Source organism: Bacillus sp. B2-WWTP-C-10-Post-4 (assembly GCF_009183805.1).
GTDB classification, from domain to species: domain Bacteria; phylum Bacillota; class Bacilli; order Bacillales; family Bacillaceae_G; genus Bacillus_A; species Bacillus_A cereus.
Map to the genome: position 1 here is coordinate 28,382 of NZ_WEII01000009.1, position 15,520 is coordinate 43,901.

Below are 15,520 nucleotides of genomic sequence, written 5' to 3' on the forward strand. Positions count from 1 at the left end.
TTTCATTATTTCCGAACACATTTTATCGCAATTTAATGATTAAATTTAGATTTTTTAATAGTACGATGCATTGAACAGCCCTTTACAAGTTATAAAATGAAATTTCAATCAACCGTTATACGAAGGGAATTAACTACATCTTCTTCGGAAAATTTTTTCTCTTTACGCAAAATACGAATTATATTATCCATTTTATAAACATCACCTCCTAATTTTGTCAAAAAAATAAACGATAGTCCTTCTATCTAAAATGTAGAAGGACTATCATTTTTTCAGTTAGAGTATTTGTATAATCGTTTAACTTTTTATTTCCTGAAGGTCAAACGTGATGAAAATGATGAAATTTCATCTCATAGCCTTTAAATGAAAACATTATGTTTTTTATGGCAAACCAAGTTTATTTTCTTAGCTTGATGTCCCCCACATATCCAGCAGCCTAAGATGAAGTAAGAGTCTGTTCAACTAGATTTTTTCTAATATTTTTAGGAGCATCTTATTTCGCCTCGTCATATTTCACTAATTGAATTTAAAACACATCCGTATGCTATTTAGTAAAATTTACGATTCGAGACGTAATTATTGCAGTAATTAAGATAATAATAGCGGTTATCAAGCCAGATTCTCCAACCCAAATCTCAGTTTGATATCCTGTACTTGCACGTGCGAAAGGTCCTTGAATAATGGCATTCCAAGTAGTATGGATGATAACCGAAGGCCAAACGCTACCTGTGATTAGTCGTAAATAAGCTGTAATATAACTGAATGGCACAATACAAAAATAGATGCCAAGCACTGAAAGTAGGACAGATGGTCCCTCTACATATAGACCAGCAATAACAATTGGAACATGCCACGTTGCCCAAATCAATCCACTAATAAGGATCGGCCGTGAAAACTCTGCATCGACTAGCCTTGTGAGCATATAACCTCGCCAACCCATTTCTTCTCCCAAAACTGGGATTAAGTTAAGCAAACTTCCGAAGATGCCGCTCAATACAACTAGATAAATGAAACTGAATGGTGCCGCTACATACTGAAGTCCAAGTATATTGTAGATCGGTTCTAACATACCACCTTCAGGATGCTGAAACCTCGCAATTCCGCTCAGCCAGGCGATAGAATAAGTAATTCCACAAATAATCATAGGGATTAGCAGAGCAAAACCAATCCCCTTCCATACCTTTAAGTTACCGAGACCAAAAGATACATCTTTAAACCCTTCTTTCAGTATTATGCGAGTCAAAATAGAAGAAAGTGCTGGGGTAAACATATATACCACAATAAGCGGCATACTTTTCGTAATTATTACTACTACATTTAGGATAATAGAAGTAATGATTAAGATACTCAGAAAAAGTTGAAGTCCTATTTTAGCACGTTGGATTTTATCTTTATTGTGGAACGATTTTGCGTGTAATATCATTGTAATCCGCCTTCCCCCTTTCATTCACTTGTTTATCGAATTTACTTCTTGTCATTTCTACAGACACACCTTAGAATAAAAATATTTTGGCATACAGATTCATTCATCTTTAACATCACTCCCAAATTTATAATCTAGTTTTACTTGCAACTCATCCATGTAATTATTATTTATAAGTTGTCATAACCGATAGTACAAAAGTGTAATGATTAGTCTATGACCTGTGTCAATTAACCTTATGACACTATGTAACTAGAAAATATGATATGGAATAAATAACAATTGAATTAAGGCAATTGATTCGTGCAAGTACAATGAATCATTCTTGCTTTTACAAATAATTCAATTGAGGTGGAAAAAATGAATAAGAAAAAAATAATTGCAATGGTTAGTACAGCTCTATTAGTCACAGGAGGTGTAGAAGTAGGAAAGGCTCAAACAGTAGCAGTCGAAAATTCAGGTCAATCAATACAAAAAAATATAGTTAAATCCATACAATCACAGGCTTACCCATTAAAAACGATAGAGCCGTCAAAATCATTTGGGGATTTAAAACCACTTAAGAAAATGATTGGGAGCGCACAATATGTAGGATTAGGAGAGAATACTCATGGAAGCTCTGAAATTTTCACTATGAAGTTTCGCCTTGTGAAATATTTGGTTACTGAGATGGGTTTTACAAATTTCACAATGGAAGAAGATTGGGGAAACGGCTTAAAACTAAATGAATATATCCAAACAGGAAAAGGAAACCCTAGAGATTTTTTAAAGTTGTTATATCCTACTGATGAAATTATAGCCATGATTGAGTGGATGAAAGATTATAATGCTGATCCATCCAATAAAAAAAAGATCCAATTTATTGGGCTCGACTTAAAAACGTTGGACCAAGGCAGCTTTAATAAAGTAATTGATTATGTAAGGGTGCATCGACCGGATTTGTTGGCAGAAGTAGAAGAAAATTATAAAGAATTATCGTCTTTTACTGAAAGTATACAGGAATATATGAAACTTACTCCTGAATTGAAAGAGAAGTTCAAAGCAAACGCTGAGAGGGTAGCTCGATTACTAAAAGATGAGAGTGAGCAAGCCAACACAGAAATAGTTTCACCTGAGTACATCTGGGTGAAAGCAACGGCAAGTGCAATAGAGAAATTTACCACAATGCTACTTCCTAACGACTATCCAAGTATGATAAAGCTACATGAGCAATACTTGGCCGATCATGCAATGTGGGCACAAGAGACATTTGGTGGTAAAACGATGGTATGGGGACACAATATTCATATAGCTAAAGGAATTATCGATGAGAAATTATACCCTTATGTTGCGGGGCAGTTTTTAAAGGAACGTTTAAACAATAATTATGTCACAATTGGTAGTACAACTACGGAGGGGAATTTCACCTTATATAGCGAATATAATCCTTCCACCGGAGGTAAGATTACAACAGACGCTATTCCACAAGATGTAAAAAGTTTCAATTACACTCTCGGAAAAGTGCCCTATAAAACGTTTTTATTGGATAACCGTCACCTTAAAGGACAAGCAGAGAAATGGGTTAAAGCAAAAAGACCATTACTAAGTATAGGAGGACAAATCATCCCCAACAGTTCGGTATACTTTGATACTTCATTGCTTGAGCAATTTGATATTATTTTTCATATTCGAAAAACAAGTCCATCTCATATTAAATAAAAGTACAAAACAATCCCGTTCTTGCAGATGTAAGAACGGGATTGTTTTGTGGGGATTAATAAAGTGAAACTTTAATCAGCAAGTTTTTGTTCATCCCCCACTTATTATTAGCCTTCACCAATCGTGCGTTTACCGGCAGCCCGCCCCCCACCTAACGCTGAATTTTGAGGCGGGGGTCTTACTGCCTGGCAAATAGCGGGATACAAGCATCTTTGTTAACTAGAAGTAAACTGCTCTCCCCCTTTTTAATATCATTTAGAACTGTCATATGACACTTTTACACTAGTGAGAATGACAAAAAAAGCAGTATGATTCGGTTATTACATAGATAGGAGCGATGAACTTTATGAAATCAAAATTCATCCAGAATGGTTATTTTTTATTGCTAACTTTCGTTACAGGATTATTTTATTTTTGTTTTTATCTAATAGCTCTGCTATTCAGTTTTACCCTTTCATTTACGGTAATTGGGATTCCACTAGTTATACGCGTACTACAGACTACGACACCTTTTATCCAATTCGAGCGCATACAGACGAAAATTTATACTGATATTTCGACCGACTCTTACGATAAAAGTATAAAAATGGCTACATCAAACTGGACTCAGGTGAAATTAGTGCTTACAGATCGTCGCACTTGGTCTGCTGTCTTTTGGTTAATGCAGAAATTTGTGATTGGCATTTTCAGTCTCATTAGTGCAATCATTTTTTATGTAATGCCACTTATGCTCCTGTTGGCACCACTACTGTATCGATACATCGATATGAATATTATATTCATACAGATAGATACTTTTGCCAAGTCACTCTTTGTAATGTTTATAGGTATAGTATTTACCGCCATAAGTATTAGGATAGTAGAAGGTTTGACAAAGAAAATTGGGGGCTATACACGTAGTATGATTCGGCAACTAAATCAATAAAAGTTTGCAGTCTGTGAATAGTATCGTAGTTTTAAATTAAAAAGTATAATAAGGCAGGAAGGATTAAATTATAATATAGGAAGAAAATGGTAGGCTATTTAGGGGGTAAAGAACTTGTTAGATATGGTTAAGTATTGGTTTTGGTATGATTGGATTATGTTGGGGGTACGCCTACTTGCTAGTGTGTCTATCATTCTAGCTACATTAAATTTTCAGGATGGTTTAACATTACCACTTTGGAGTATTATTCTTTGGGAAATTATTGCCTTCTCTATTCCATGGGTAGCCTTACTATTCAATTATAAATATTATTTGTTCACAGAAATACTGCTGTATGGTGGACTATGTATATATTTAACCTCATTATTTCCAGGAGCTTACAACACATTTCTTATATCAGTGTTTCTAATTGCTGCGAATAGTAAGCATTTGTCCTATTATTGGACAGCTCCAATAACAGTTTTTATAACGACTGGAATTTTCTATGCGGTTGCGCCAAGTAATAGCTATTGGGTTATGGTCACCTATTATGGATTCGCATATGTAATGGGTTTCGCTTTTCATTTATTAATCGTCAATCATAAACAAAATGAATCAATTCGTAAACAAAACGCGGTACTTGAGCAATATATGTCTCAGATTGAACGCATCACACTGGCGGAAGAACGGAACAGACTGTCGAGTGAGCTTCATGATACAGTTGGTCACGCTTATACTTCTATTATTATGGGGATGGAAACGTTGCGCACCGAACTTGCTACTGAAATGGGTATACAGAGGCTAGATTCTCTGCTTGAAATGGGACGGAAAAGCATCGAGGACGTGAGAGGTTACCTACATCAAATGGATTCTCCGTGTCAATCGCCTTCCTTAATTCAATCTCTCCAAAATCTTGGAGCCGAATTTCAGGAGCACGCTCAGGTTAATGTAAGTTTTCGAGCATACGGAGAGGAATATGAATTGTCTCGGCAAGCAAAGATAGCGTTCATTCGTTGCTTACAAGAGTCCCTTACGAATGCAGTACGCCATGGTCAGGGAACTGAAATTATAGTTTCATTGCAGTTTGAACAACAATATACGAGATTAGAAATTCAAGATAATGGAAAAGGAAATGTAGAATGGCAGGAAGGCTTCGGTATGAATGCGATGAAAGAACGAGCAATGAACTTGCAAGGTCAATTGTCTGTATATACAAAGCCAGAGGAAGGAATGCTTGTTACTTGTACCATACCGCGACAAACTGAAATAAAAGATGGACTTATTCGTTTGTTAATTGTAGACGATCAGCCATTTGTCCGGGAAAGTTTGAGGACACTACTCGATAGATATGAAGATTTAAATGTAGTCGGTTTAGCTGAAGATGGCAATGAAGCCATCGATTTGTGTGGGCGCCTTCAACCCCATGTTATACTTATGGATTTAGATATGCAGCACATGGATGGAGTCGAAGCAACCAAAAAAATCAAGCAACAATGGCCACATATCCGCGTATTAATTTTCACAACGTTTCAGGATACCGAACAGGCGTTGGAATCACTTCGCAACGGTGCGGATGGTTTTTTACTTAAATCTATTGAAACGTTGGAGCTAGCCAATACGATCCGACTTATTCACAAAGGTGGGACACTAATTGATCAGGGAATGTCTCACAAAATATTTGAGAAGTTTGATGAGCAAAAAGAGACACCAGAATCAAAAGCAGCCGCTTATGAGCTAACAGCTAGGGAGATAGAAATATTACAGCTAGTAGCAAAGGGACTTCGATACACTACCATAGCATCAAGGTTATATTTATCGAATGGTACGGTCAGAAATTATGCTTCTACAGCTTATACAAAGCTAGGAGTCTCTAACAAAGAAGAAGCTGTTCAAAAGGCTCTAGAAATTGGAATTATTGAATAAAAAAGTGTTTTTTGTTTCTTTACAGCAAGGTAAAATGTAGTTACAAGGTACAGTAAAGGATAAAGTGAAACTTTAATCAGTGGGGTTTGTTCATCCCCCACTGATTATCAGCCCTCACCAATCGTGCTGCCCGTTAATGCGGGATAAACAACATCATTACATTAATCCTTTTTAGGGAGTACAATCCCTTTATATAATTGAACTGTAATCAAGTAATAAATCGAGTAAATTACTACAAAAATAACAAGTGGTAACCAAATACGAAAGTACGGATCAGCCAAAAGAACGCTGAACATGTTCATACCAACTAATATGTGAGTAATCCCCACAATTGCTGGGAATAAGAATATGAAGAATAACTCTTTATAGATTGATTTTGTTAATAATTCTCGGCGAACACCAATTTTACGAAGCATTTGATAACGTGCTACATCTTTTGATGCTCCCGACAGAACTTTAAACATTAAGCAACTTGCCATCATTGCTAAAAATGCAACTCCAACGAAAAAGCCCATAAACATTAGTCCGCTGGAAAAATTATGACTCATAATATATTTTTGATACTTACTATCCAATTCTTCCGCTTTCACATTTTTATATTTTGCTATCTGTAATTCATCAAGTTTTTTCCATTCTTTTATGTATGATCCAAAATCATCTGTTTTCCCTATAAACACAGTACTTTCTTTACCCTTCAACCCATCGTATATGTTTTGTTCTACAATTTTGATTTCATAATGAGGATACATATAATTTGGCTGGATCGTTCTGAAAGCCTGAATCCATTGTTTTGTGTCGATTTCTCCTTTAACCAATTTTATTGAAAATGCACCAATTGGTATTTCCTCTGAAACTTTCTCTATTTTCATACCTTGCAAGAAAGGGCGATTTTTTTCTACATCTTCTTTAAGATAATAAACATACCTATCATCAACTTTGTAATGGTATTCAAATTTTTCTTGAAATAAGATACCATCCAAAATTTTCTTTTCTTCCGCAGTTGGATTATGAATGACTGAATCGTAAATTCGCATTTGATCTGTCATGTTTATAATGTTGTTTTTAAATGCCATACCACAAGCAATTCCACCAGCACCAAGAGCCACTAAAATTGCTACTGTTGCAAGCACATTTGTTAGACTATTAATGCGGAAATTTAATTGTGCAAAAGTAAAAGCATTGAGGCCTTTTTCACTACGTTTTTTATTACTCTTTAGCTTGTTAATCATAACTGGGAGAAGGGATCCAAATATAAGGTAAGTACCAGCGGTTGCTGAGATTAATCCAACGGCCATTAATCCCAAAGCAATTAGCGAATTTGCATATGACATATAGATCAGTGATGCATAACCAATACCTAATAAAAGAATACCAAGGAATGCAATTACAACTGTCATTTTTCCTTTTATGGCAACACGTTCTGTTTGTGCATCTGCATGTACAAGTTGCAGTACAGAAATACGCGATAATTTAATACTATTCATAATTGCAGATAATACAAATAGTGCAAAGAAGAAGACGCAAGTAATAGCTAATGATGGCAGATAAAATGCTTTATAACCTTCACCAGCAAACTCGAGTTGTTTCATTAATAACTGACCGATCCCTTCTGCAAATCCTACACCAACTGTAATACCAATCGCAAGAGACGCAGCGCCTAATACGATTGTTTCGATAAACATAAGTAATGTAACTTTATGCTTTTTTGCTCCTAACATCATATACATACCAAATTCTTTTTGACGAAGAGCTGATAAGAAAGAGTTTGCATATAAAATAAAAAAAAATGTGATAACCGCTAACAAAAAGGAACCAATTTTAAAGACAGCCACAATATCCCTAATAGAAGAGTTAGATTCAAGGAATGTTTTATTGGATGCTAGCGTTTGAAACATATAAAAAGTTGAAATAGAGACAATAAGACCAACAAGTAAAACAATGTAATCTTGCAACTTACTTTTTAGGCCTGACATAGAAAGCTTAAATAACATGATTGAACTTCCTTCCTTACGCTTTTTGTGTGCCTAAGTTTGCAAGCACGTCTAAAATTTCTTTATAGAATTCTTCACGGGTACCACCGCGATGAATTTCTTTATATAACTCACCATCTTGAATGAATAAAATACGCTGACAGTAACTTGCGCTATAAGGATCATGCGTAACCATCATAATGGATACACCTTGCTCTTTATTTAAGCTTGTCATGGCATTAAGTAAACTCGTTGCATTTTTAGAATCTAGAGCTCCAGTCGGCTCGTCTCCCAAAATAATTGCTGGTTCATGAACTAACGCACGTGCTGCTGCAGAACGTTGCTTTTGTCCACCAGATACTTCAGAAGGATATTTTTGAAGTATAGCTGTAATGCCTAACATATCAGCTACTTTTTCTACTTTCTTTCCAATGTTACGAGATGAAACACCTTGAAGTGACAGTGGGAGTGCGATATTTTCATAGATAGATAAATTTTCTAATAAGTTAAAGTCTTGGAAAATGAACCCTAACTTTTGTGAACGAAAATCAGAAAGTTCACCTTGCTTCATTCTCGTAATATCCGTTCCTGCAATTTCAACAATGCCGCCTGTCGCTTTATCTAACGTTGAAATTACATTTAATAATGTTGTTTTACCAGAACCAGAAGGCCCCATAATACCGACAAACTCCCCCTCTTGAATTGAGAATGATACACCTTTTAATGCATGTGATTGATTCTCACCTTTTTTACCGTACAATTTTTGAATGTTTTTTACATCTACAACTGGCTTTATCATTTATATCCTCCTACATTTTTTTATTTCATTACAATAAGCTAACTACGTTTGTTTACTACTAATAAAATAGTCATGTTGCATTCACCCTAAAGCTACAATGAAGTCTTTCCTTTTTTCTTCTTTGCTCACCTCATCACTTTGAATACACCTATGATAAACTATGAAAATTAGGAAACACCCTGTAAAATCCTTAAGAATTCTTAAGTTTTATAAAAAAAGCTTATGGAACCTGTAATTCCATAAGCCGGTCTATTTGATTGGATGTTCAACAATAAAGGACATCCAGCCATCTTTATATTCTGCATGTATATTACCATCATGAAGTTCAACAATTCTTTTTGAGATAGCAAGTCCCAGTCCATTTCCTTGATCATTTTTTCTTGCCTTATCACCCCTGAAAAACCTTTCAAACAATTTATTTGGATCGCTAACAGGCGGTCTCTCGACTATATTTGATACTTTTAAAATTGCTTTGTTATCCATTAATTCAAGACATATGAATAATTGGGATGGTTTCATGCTGTAATTTATCGCATTCATAAACAGATTTTCATATACACGTACCATTTTTTCTGCATCTATGAAGATAGGTATTATTTCTTGTGTAATTGATTTTTGAACGATTAAACTTTCCTTTTCAAATATAGGAATGTATTCTCCAACTATTTGCTCCAACAGACCTGATAAATCAACTTCATTAAGATTTAACTTAGCATCTATGCCTGATAAACGAGTATATTCAAACAGCTCATCAATTAAATATTTCAATCTCTGTGACTTTGAATAAGTGGTTTCAAGGTATTCCTGTAGTTGTGTGTTATTGTTGTATTGCCCTCTTTTTAATAAATCTAAATAACCAATAATAGATGTCAACGGTGTGCGTAAGTCATGAGATACGTTAGTTATGAGTTCATTTTTTGTACGTTCTAATCGTCTTTCTTGTTCAAATGTATTTTCCAATTCCTTAGACATATAGTTGATATTTTGAGCAAGTTGGGTCAATTCGTCCTTCCCCTTAATCCCAATTGTTAGACCTAGTTTTCCATTGGCAATATCATTCACGTTATCAGAAATAAGCTTCAAATATACTATTTTCTTTCGAACCAATATCAAAAAAAGTATAATAAAGGTAAAGATTGCGAACGCGAATAAGAACAACATTGCGACATTGAATTCAAACATACCAAATTCTTCGTATTTTATAAATAATGGATCTATGACGTATGCCAAAATGAGGATTGTTAAACCAAATGAAATAAAAAAACTAATTGCAACAGCACCAAGAAGTTTTATAATAATCTTATTTCTGAAACTAACATTCTTCATATTTTATACCCAATTCCCCAAACAGTTTTAATGTAAATGGGATGTTTAGAATCCTCTTCAATTTTGTCTCTTATTTTTGTAATATGCACCATGACGGTATTGTCTGATTTATAAAAAACCTCTTTCCAAACTGCTTCATATATTTTTGCTACACTCATAACACTCCCTTTGTTGCGGGCAAGTAGTTCGAGAATAGCAAACTCTTTTGGAGTTAACCTTGTTTCTTTTCCTCTTACCCATACTTGACGTGTATCTGTATTTACGGTTAAGTCACCAATTTCTAGAATGCTTTTATTATGTTCTACGGACGTATTGTATTTTTTAAATCTTCTTAATTGGGATTTCACTCTAGCGATTAATTCTAATGGGTTAAACGGTTTTGATAAATAATCGTCTGCACCAGAGGCTAGGCCCTGAATTTTGTCTATATCCTCAGATTTTGCAGATAGCATAATGATAGGCATATTGCGATTTTCCCTAATTTTCATACATGCTTCAATGCCATCCATATTCGGCATCATAATATCTAAAATAACCAAATCAAATTCCTTTTCTTCTAACAGTTGTAAAGCTTGTATAGCATCTTCTGCCTTTTGAGTTTTTAGACCTTCATTTTCTAGATATACAGAGATAAGATTTCTAATCTCTTTATCATCATCAACAATAAGAATTTTTGACTCCATATTATTCCTCCACATTAAATGCAATAAGTATACAATAAAGCATATATTTGTTGTTACTTACTTAATAAACTTACTAGAGATAGTTTCTATCTTTTTTTCTTTAATTAAGACGATTCTTTGTAAAATACACAAAAAGACCGTCACAGTATTGTGACGGAAAAACAGGAAAATTTCAATAACTAATACTACTATTATTTATTTTTAGCTTTTAAGACACCCAGCGCTATTTTGGTTGCTTCTGCAATAAGCTTATCATCGTATTTAGCATCCTCTTTATCATGATTAGAAAGTATCGCAAGAACAATTGGCTTTTTATTTGGTGGCCAAATAATTGCGATATCATTTCTGGTTCCATAAGATCCCGAGCCCGTCTTATCAGCTACTTCCCATCCTCCTGGAACTCCAGCACGAATTAAGTTATCTCCGGTAGTATTCCTTTTCATCCAATCTATTAATAAATCCCGTTTCTCAGTTGAAAGTACATCTCCTAACGCAAAAGCCTGAAGACTAGTAGCTAATGCCTTTGGGGTACTAGTATCATGTACGTCTCCTGGATGCACTTCGTTTAACTCTGGTTCAAAACGTTCAGGATTTGTAACGGTATCTCCTATTTCTCTCAGTGATTTTTTGAATTCGCTAGGTCCACCTAATTGTTTAAGAATAAGATTTTGCGCAGTATTATCACTATATCGAAGGGAAGCATCTGCAAGCTCTTTCAGAGTCATACCCCTATCAACATACTTTTCTGTAATTGGATTGTAATTAACAAGATCTTCACGAGTATACAAAACTCTTTGATTTAGATCTTCTATTGATTTCTTTTGTAAAAGTACTCCCACAGCTAAAGCTTTGTGGGTAGATGCGTATGCAAACCGTTTATCTGATTGATACGTAACGGTTTGATTCGTATCAGTGTCCAATGCATAAATACCAAGTTTAGCATCAAATTCTTTTTCAAGTTTAGCAAAAGAATCATTACCATTAGTTTCTTGTTTGATTTGATTTGTTTGTTTCGTTTGTTTAAGTGATTCAGATTGAGTATTACCATCGGAACAGCCTATAAGCGTTGCACATGAAAGAAATACTACAGGTACCATCTTTTTGTAATGTAAAATGTTAAAAAACTTGTTTAAGACTATCATACATTTTCAACCTCTTTCAAGAATATATAGTTTTTTTAGGTGTTATACATACCGACACAATGAAAAAGTCTATCGGATATCACTCTTCTTGCATCTCACTTTCCATAAAGTGAAACTTTAATCAGCCCTCACCAATCGGGCTTTTACGGGCAGCAGGGCCCCCATCTAACTTCTTTACTTTCGCTGAATTTTGAGGTGGGGATCTTACTTCCTGGCAAATAGCGGGATAAAATGAGCGAATTATCATGAACACCTGTTTTATACGTATACTTAATAGACAACCTAAATAACAAGTTTGTTCCATTTTTATCAGTAGTCGTATCTAGAAACCTAAAAAAATCCATTTAGAAAATCTAAATGGACTTTTTCACTCATATAATCCTATCTATAGTTAAACGAATAAGATTAAATAAATTTAAATTTTCTTGCTTTATCTACTAAACTGTTTAGGCATTTCTTTAACGTGCTTATCATCATCACGCCAATCATAGGTTTCTTTCTGTGAAATATCTAAAGTTTGATCTCCAATTCTAACAATATTCTTATTTACCCATTCAATATATGGATCGGTATCTGGATAATTCCAATATATATTTTTCTCTGAATCTGTATCAAGGTTAACTAATTCACCCCTAACAGCATCCGCACTTAATGATCCTGCATTATGAAAATAAGTCTTGATGAGATATTTTCCATCTGGAGATTTCACTGTTCGAATGAATTCCCCTTTTGGAACACCTTGCAAACTAAAAAGTTTCCAATATCCAAATCCAATTATAATTACTAACATAGTAAGTATAGTTAGTAATACTTTTCTTTTTGTTTTTTTAATTTCACCTTTTGTATTTATAATACTCATTCAACTCCATTCCACAGAACGCATACCATATTATACCATTAAATAAATGGTATAATATATCAAAAATAAAAATCCTCCCGTAATAGCATTATAAAAAGGGCATGTGATGGTCTCCCTATTTATAAAGTGAAACTTTAATCACCCTCACCAATCTGGCTGCCCGTTAATGCGGGATAATCATGAAAATTCCCCTTTAAGAAAAAAATAAAAAATCAGACAGTATACTTGAATTGCTCTTCGCATGAGAATATACTAATAAAGCAGGCTATGACGTTCCTTCCTTCTAACTTCTTTGGCCAAATAGGGATGTTACTTTCCTGCTAAACACATAGGCTATGACAATTCTTCCTTCTTTGTAGAAATTTCAAATTGTTTTAGAGTTGTCAATTCCCTATGAAAAATAATTAGACTATAAAACCTCTTTCTTCTTTGGGATTGAATAAACTTTAGTTTATCAACCATTGATGTAGAGGTTTTCTTTTCTTAATTAACAAATTACCACTTAACAACTAAATGTTATATCCCTAATTTTCCACTAAAAAATAGCTATGTACCCTCTGTGCATTTTTCTACAATTAGTGTGTTTATACATATAAAAATAAAAATCTACCACTGAAAGGAGGAGAGTCAGACTATTCCCCTCTTTTATAAGGCGTGAATAGCTGGCGTTCTCATGAAAAATTCTATTTACATAAGAAGAAGTTTGAAAGTAATTATAAAAAGAGAAGAAAATAAACTACCGAACATTTATTTAGCCACTGTTTTAAAAAACTTGGAAAATTTAGGATTTACTTTTTCCGAGCCTTTAATAGAAGAGTTGCAAACACTTTCGGTTGATGCATTCACATCGTTTTACAAAGAGTTGGTAAAACATTTAAAAGAAATGGTTGGAGCACATATTCAGTTTACTCCTATGTATCCAAACTTTCCGCAACAAATGATGGATTTAAGTGACGCTGATTTATACATTAATGCCATTATTCATTATGTGACGTTGCGCCTACCTGTATCAAAAGTAGAAGAACGACTTCCTCTTTTAGATAGAGTTGATTTGAAAGTTATTGACTTAGGAAGTGAAGAAGATTTCAATCAAATGATTTCTCAATTGATTAGTGCAAACAGCTCTATTTCCTCAACTGATAAGACGGATGTAGAATGGGCTATTACACACACTGAAGATGTTTCCTGTTTTCTACCTAATGTAATTCCTCATAAGGAAAATATGTCTTTTATAATTGGGGTTTTATTAATAAACAGAAAAATATCAGCCGATGCTGCTGCAAAGTATTTTAAAACAGCAACTGATGTTCTTCGCCTTGCAGTTGCTTTATCTGAAGGCGATGTGAGTTTAGCATCCTCCGTCCGATTCAAGAAGTTTAACCGAGCAGAAAGACGCTTCCTTTTAGGATTGTTAGAGCAATGCGGAAACATTACCGAAGATATGCTTCGATACAAAAAACGTTGGATTCGTTTAGGTGAAATTCTTCATCCAGCAGAATATCATACTCGTTTCCCAAAAACCCACCGAGCATTTGAGATTCTTCGCAACAACATTAAAGTTGAAACATTTAATGGAAAAATAGAAGCAGCTTTGTTGAATCGTGATATCATGACAGCAAAAAATCTTTTAAAAACTCGCCCGGGGGAATTTGCCAGACGCTTGGATCATTTAATCCGTTTATGTAGTGATAAGTCAACAGATGTTTTCAATATTCTCGAAGATTTTCTAAGTATAATAGGAAACGTTTCTACTCCTGTATTACTTCAACTCACAGCTCATTTTAAGCATCGAAATGATAAAAATGAATTTCGTACCTTTTTTCCAAAGGGAAATGTAGCAAAAGCTATAGGTATCGAAAATACACTTCCATTTATCTCAGAGGATATTTGTTTAATGATTGTAAAAATGTGTGAAGATACTTTAAAAAATCGCTTCGCAGAACTTCCAAGTCTCGGAAAAGTATTTTTGGATGAACAGTTAAAAAATCACTTAGTTCCCTTCTCTCAACGTTCAGCCAGCAAAGCGCTTCGCACATTATCTCGAGGAAGTAAAGTAGATTTGCCAGAAGGAGATACGATTCGTTTTTTCCTATGGTGGAAAGAAGGCTATGTGAATGGACAACATACAGGACGTGTTGACATTGATTTATCTGCTGCAATGTACGACGAAGATTGGCAATACAAAGAACATGTATCCTTCACGAACTTACGTTCAAAAAATTTCAAAGCCTACCATAGCGGAGATATTACTTCTGCACCAAAGGGGGCATCTGAATTCATTGATTTCGATATTCCGTCTGTGCTGAAATATGGTGCACGCTATGTAGTAATGACTTTGCTTTCTTACACAGACCAACCGTATAAAGATTTACCAGAATGCTTTACTGGTTGGATGGTTCGTCAATATCCTGGTTCAGGTGAAATATTTGAACCTTCTACTGTTCAAGATAAAGTGGATATTACTGCCGACACCCAAATCTCTATTCCAGTTATTTTAGACTTAAAGGAACGAAAATTGATTTGGACAGATTTGTCTCTTACGAGAGATCTAACTTATGATAATACCATCGAGGCTAATCAAAAAGGTATGATACTAGTTGGGAAGGCTTTAACTAATTTAGTTAAACCGAATTTATATGACTTGTTCCGATTACATATTGAAGCTAGAGGTGAACTCGTTCAAGACATCGAAGAAGCAGAAAGCATTTTTTCTTTGGATAAAGGGATTACTCCTTTCGATATTGAAAAAATAATATCTGATTTTATAGCTGACTCAAAAGGCTAACTACATTA

The 15,520-nt window shown here is 34.5% G+C and carries 11 protein-coding genes; 4 read left to right on the plus strand and 7 right to left on the minus strand.

Translation table 11 applies throughout. The features are described from left to right. Positions 1 to 544 precede the first annotated feature (544 nt). The gene (locus GBN78_RS06990; protein ID WP_050821980.1) at positions 545 to 1,423 is read right to left on the minus strand and encodes a CPBP family intramembrane glutamic endopeptidase; all 879 of its coding nucleotides are present in this window, start codon (positions 1,421 to 1,423) and stop codon (positions 545 to 547) included. Between the two features lie 360 nt (positions 1,424 to 1,783). On the opposite strand from GBN78_RS06990, the gene GBN78_RS06995 reads away from it, so the two are divergent. The 3 genes from GBN78_RS06995 to GBN78_RS07005 all read left to right on the plus strand — a co-directional run bounded on the left by GBN78_RS06995 (position 1,784) and on the right by GBN78_RS07005 (position 5,948). Next, complete coding sequence (locus tag GBN78_RS06995) at positions 1,784 to 3,121, plus strand: erythromycin esterase family protein (RefSeq protein ID WP_152127124.1); 1,338 nt, start codon at positions 1,784 to 1,786, stop codon at positions 3,119 to 3,121. A 346-nt stretch (positions 3,122 to 3,467) separates the two neighbouring features. Further along, positions 3,468 to 4,046, plus strand: a complete 579-nt coding sequence (locus GBN78_RS07000; protein WP_025966688.1) for a sensor domain-containing protein — start codon at positions 3,468 to 3,470, stop codon at positions 4,044 to 4,046. A 114-nt stretch (positions 4,047 to 4,160) separates the two neighbouring features. Then, a complete protein-coding gene (locus GBN78_RS07005; RefSeq protein WP_069604638.1) occupies positions 4,161 to 5,948 on the plus strand; it encodes a helix-turn-helix transcriptional regulator in 1,788 nt (595 codons plus the stop codon). A gap of 161 nt (positions 5,949 to 6,109) precedes the next feature. On the opposite strand, the gene GBN78_RS07010 is transcribed toward GBN78_RS07005, so the two are convergent. From GBN78_RS07010 to GBN78_RS07040, 6 genes are all read right to left on the minus strand, one after another. Continuing rightward, positions 6,110 to 7,939: an FtsX-like permease family protein gene (locus tag GBN78_RS07010; RefSeq protein ID WP_152127126.1), complete on the minus strand. Its 1,830-nt coding sequence runs from the start codon at positions 7,937 to 7,939 to the stop codon at positions 6,110 to 6,112. A gap of 16 nt (positions 7,940 to 7,955) precedes the next feature. Then, positions 7,956 to 8,717 carry an ABC transporter ATP-binding protein gene (locus tag GBN78_RS07015; protein ID WP_000595165.1) on the minus strand — a complete coding sequence of 254 codons (762 nt, stop codon included), beginning with the start codon at positions 8,715 to 8,717 and terminating at the stop codon, positions 7,956 to 7,958. Positions 8,718 to 8,966: 249 nt separating this feature from the next. After that, complete coding sequence (locus GBN78_RS07020) at positions 8,967 to 10,043, minus strand: sensor histidine kinase (protein ID WP_044307070.1); 1,077 nt, start codon at positions 10,041 to 10,043, stop codon at positions 8,967 to 8,969. After that, positions 10,040 to 10,726 (minus strand): response regulator transcription factor, encoded by a 687-nt coding sequence (locus tag GBN78_RS07025; protein WP_098397589.1) that lies wholly within the window; start codon positions 10,724 to 10,726, stop codon positions 10,040 to 10,042. Before GBN78_RS07025 ends, GBN78_RS07020 begins: the two co-directional genes overlap by 4 nt. 191 nt (positions 10,727 to 10,917) lie before the next feature. Further along, positions 10,918 to 11,868 (minus strand): class A beta-lactamase, encoded by a 951-nt coding sequence (gene bla / locus GBN78_RS07030; protein ID WP_025708667.1) that lies wholly within the window; start codon positions 11,866 to 11,868, stop codon positions 10,918 to 10,920. Between the two features lie 430 nt (positions 11,869 to 12,298). Beyond that, positions 12,299 to 12,727: a DUF5412 domain-containing protein gene (locus GBN78_RS07040; protein ID WP_086408848.1), complete on the minus strand. Its 429-nt coding sequence runs from the start codon at positions 12,725 to 12,727 to the stop codon at positions 12,299 to 12,301. Positions 12,728 to 13,400: 673 nt separating this feature from the next. Between GBN78_RS07040 and GBN78_RS07045 the strand changes: the two genes are divergently transcribed. Continuing rightward, positions 13,401 to 15,512 carry a TerD family protein gene (locus tag GBN78_RS07045; protein ID WP_000798021.1) on the plus strand — a complete coding sequence of 704 codons (2,112 nt, stop codon included), beginning with the start codon at positions 13,401 to 13,403 and terminating at the stop codon, positions 15,510 to 15,512. Positions 15,513 to 15,520: the final 8 nt, after the last annotated feature.

Excerpts from the sequence above, each read along its gene's own strand:
- GBN78_RS06990 (WP_050821980.1), bottom strand. The coding sequence starts at position 1,423 with ATGATATTACACGCAAAATCGTTCCACAATAAAGATAAAATCCAACGT.
- GBN78_RS06995 (WP_152127124.1), top strand. The coding sequence starts at position 1,784 with ATGAATAAGAAAAAAATAATTGCAATGGTTAGTACAGCTCTATTAGTC.
- GBN78_RS07000 (WP_025966688.1), top strand. The coding sequence starts at position 3,468 with ATGAAATCAAAATTCATCCAGAATGGTTATTTTTTATTGCTAACTTTC.
- GBN78_RS07010 (WP_152127126.1), bottom strand. The coding sequence starts at position 7,939 with ATGTTATTTAAGCTTTCTATGTCAGGCCTAAAAAGTAAGTTGCAAGAT.
- GBN78_RS07015 (WP_000595165.1), bottom strand. The coding sequence starts at position 8,717 with ATGATAAAGCCAGTTGTAGATGTAAAAAACATTCAAAAATTGTACGGT.
- GBN78_RS07020 (WP_044307070.1), bottom strand. The coding sequence starts at position 10,043 with ATGAAGAATGTTAGTTTCAGAAATAAGATTATTATAAAACTTCTTGGT.
- GBN78_RS07025 (WP_098397589.1), bottom strand. The coding sequence starts at position 10,726 with ATGGAGTCAAAAATTCTTATTGTTGATGATGATAAAGAGATTAGAAAT.
- bla (WP_025708667.1), bottom strand. The coding sequence starts at position 11,868 with ATGATAGTCTTAAACAAGTTTTTTAACATTTTACATTACAAAAAGATG.
- GBN78_RS07040 (WP_086408848.1), bottom strand. The coding sequence starts at position 12,727 with ATGAGTATTATAAATACAAAAGGTGAAATTAAAAAAACAAAAAGAAAA.
- GBN78_RS07045 (WP_000798021.1), top strand. The coding sequence starts at position 13,401 with ATGAAAAATTCTATTTACATAAGAAGAAGTTTGAAAGTAATTATAAAA.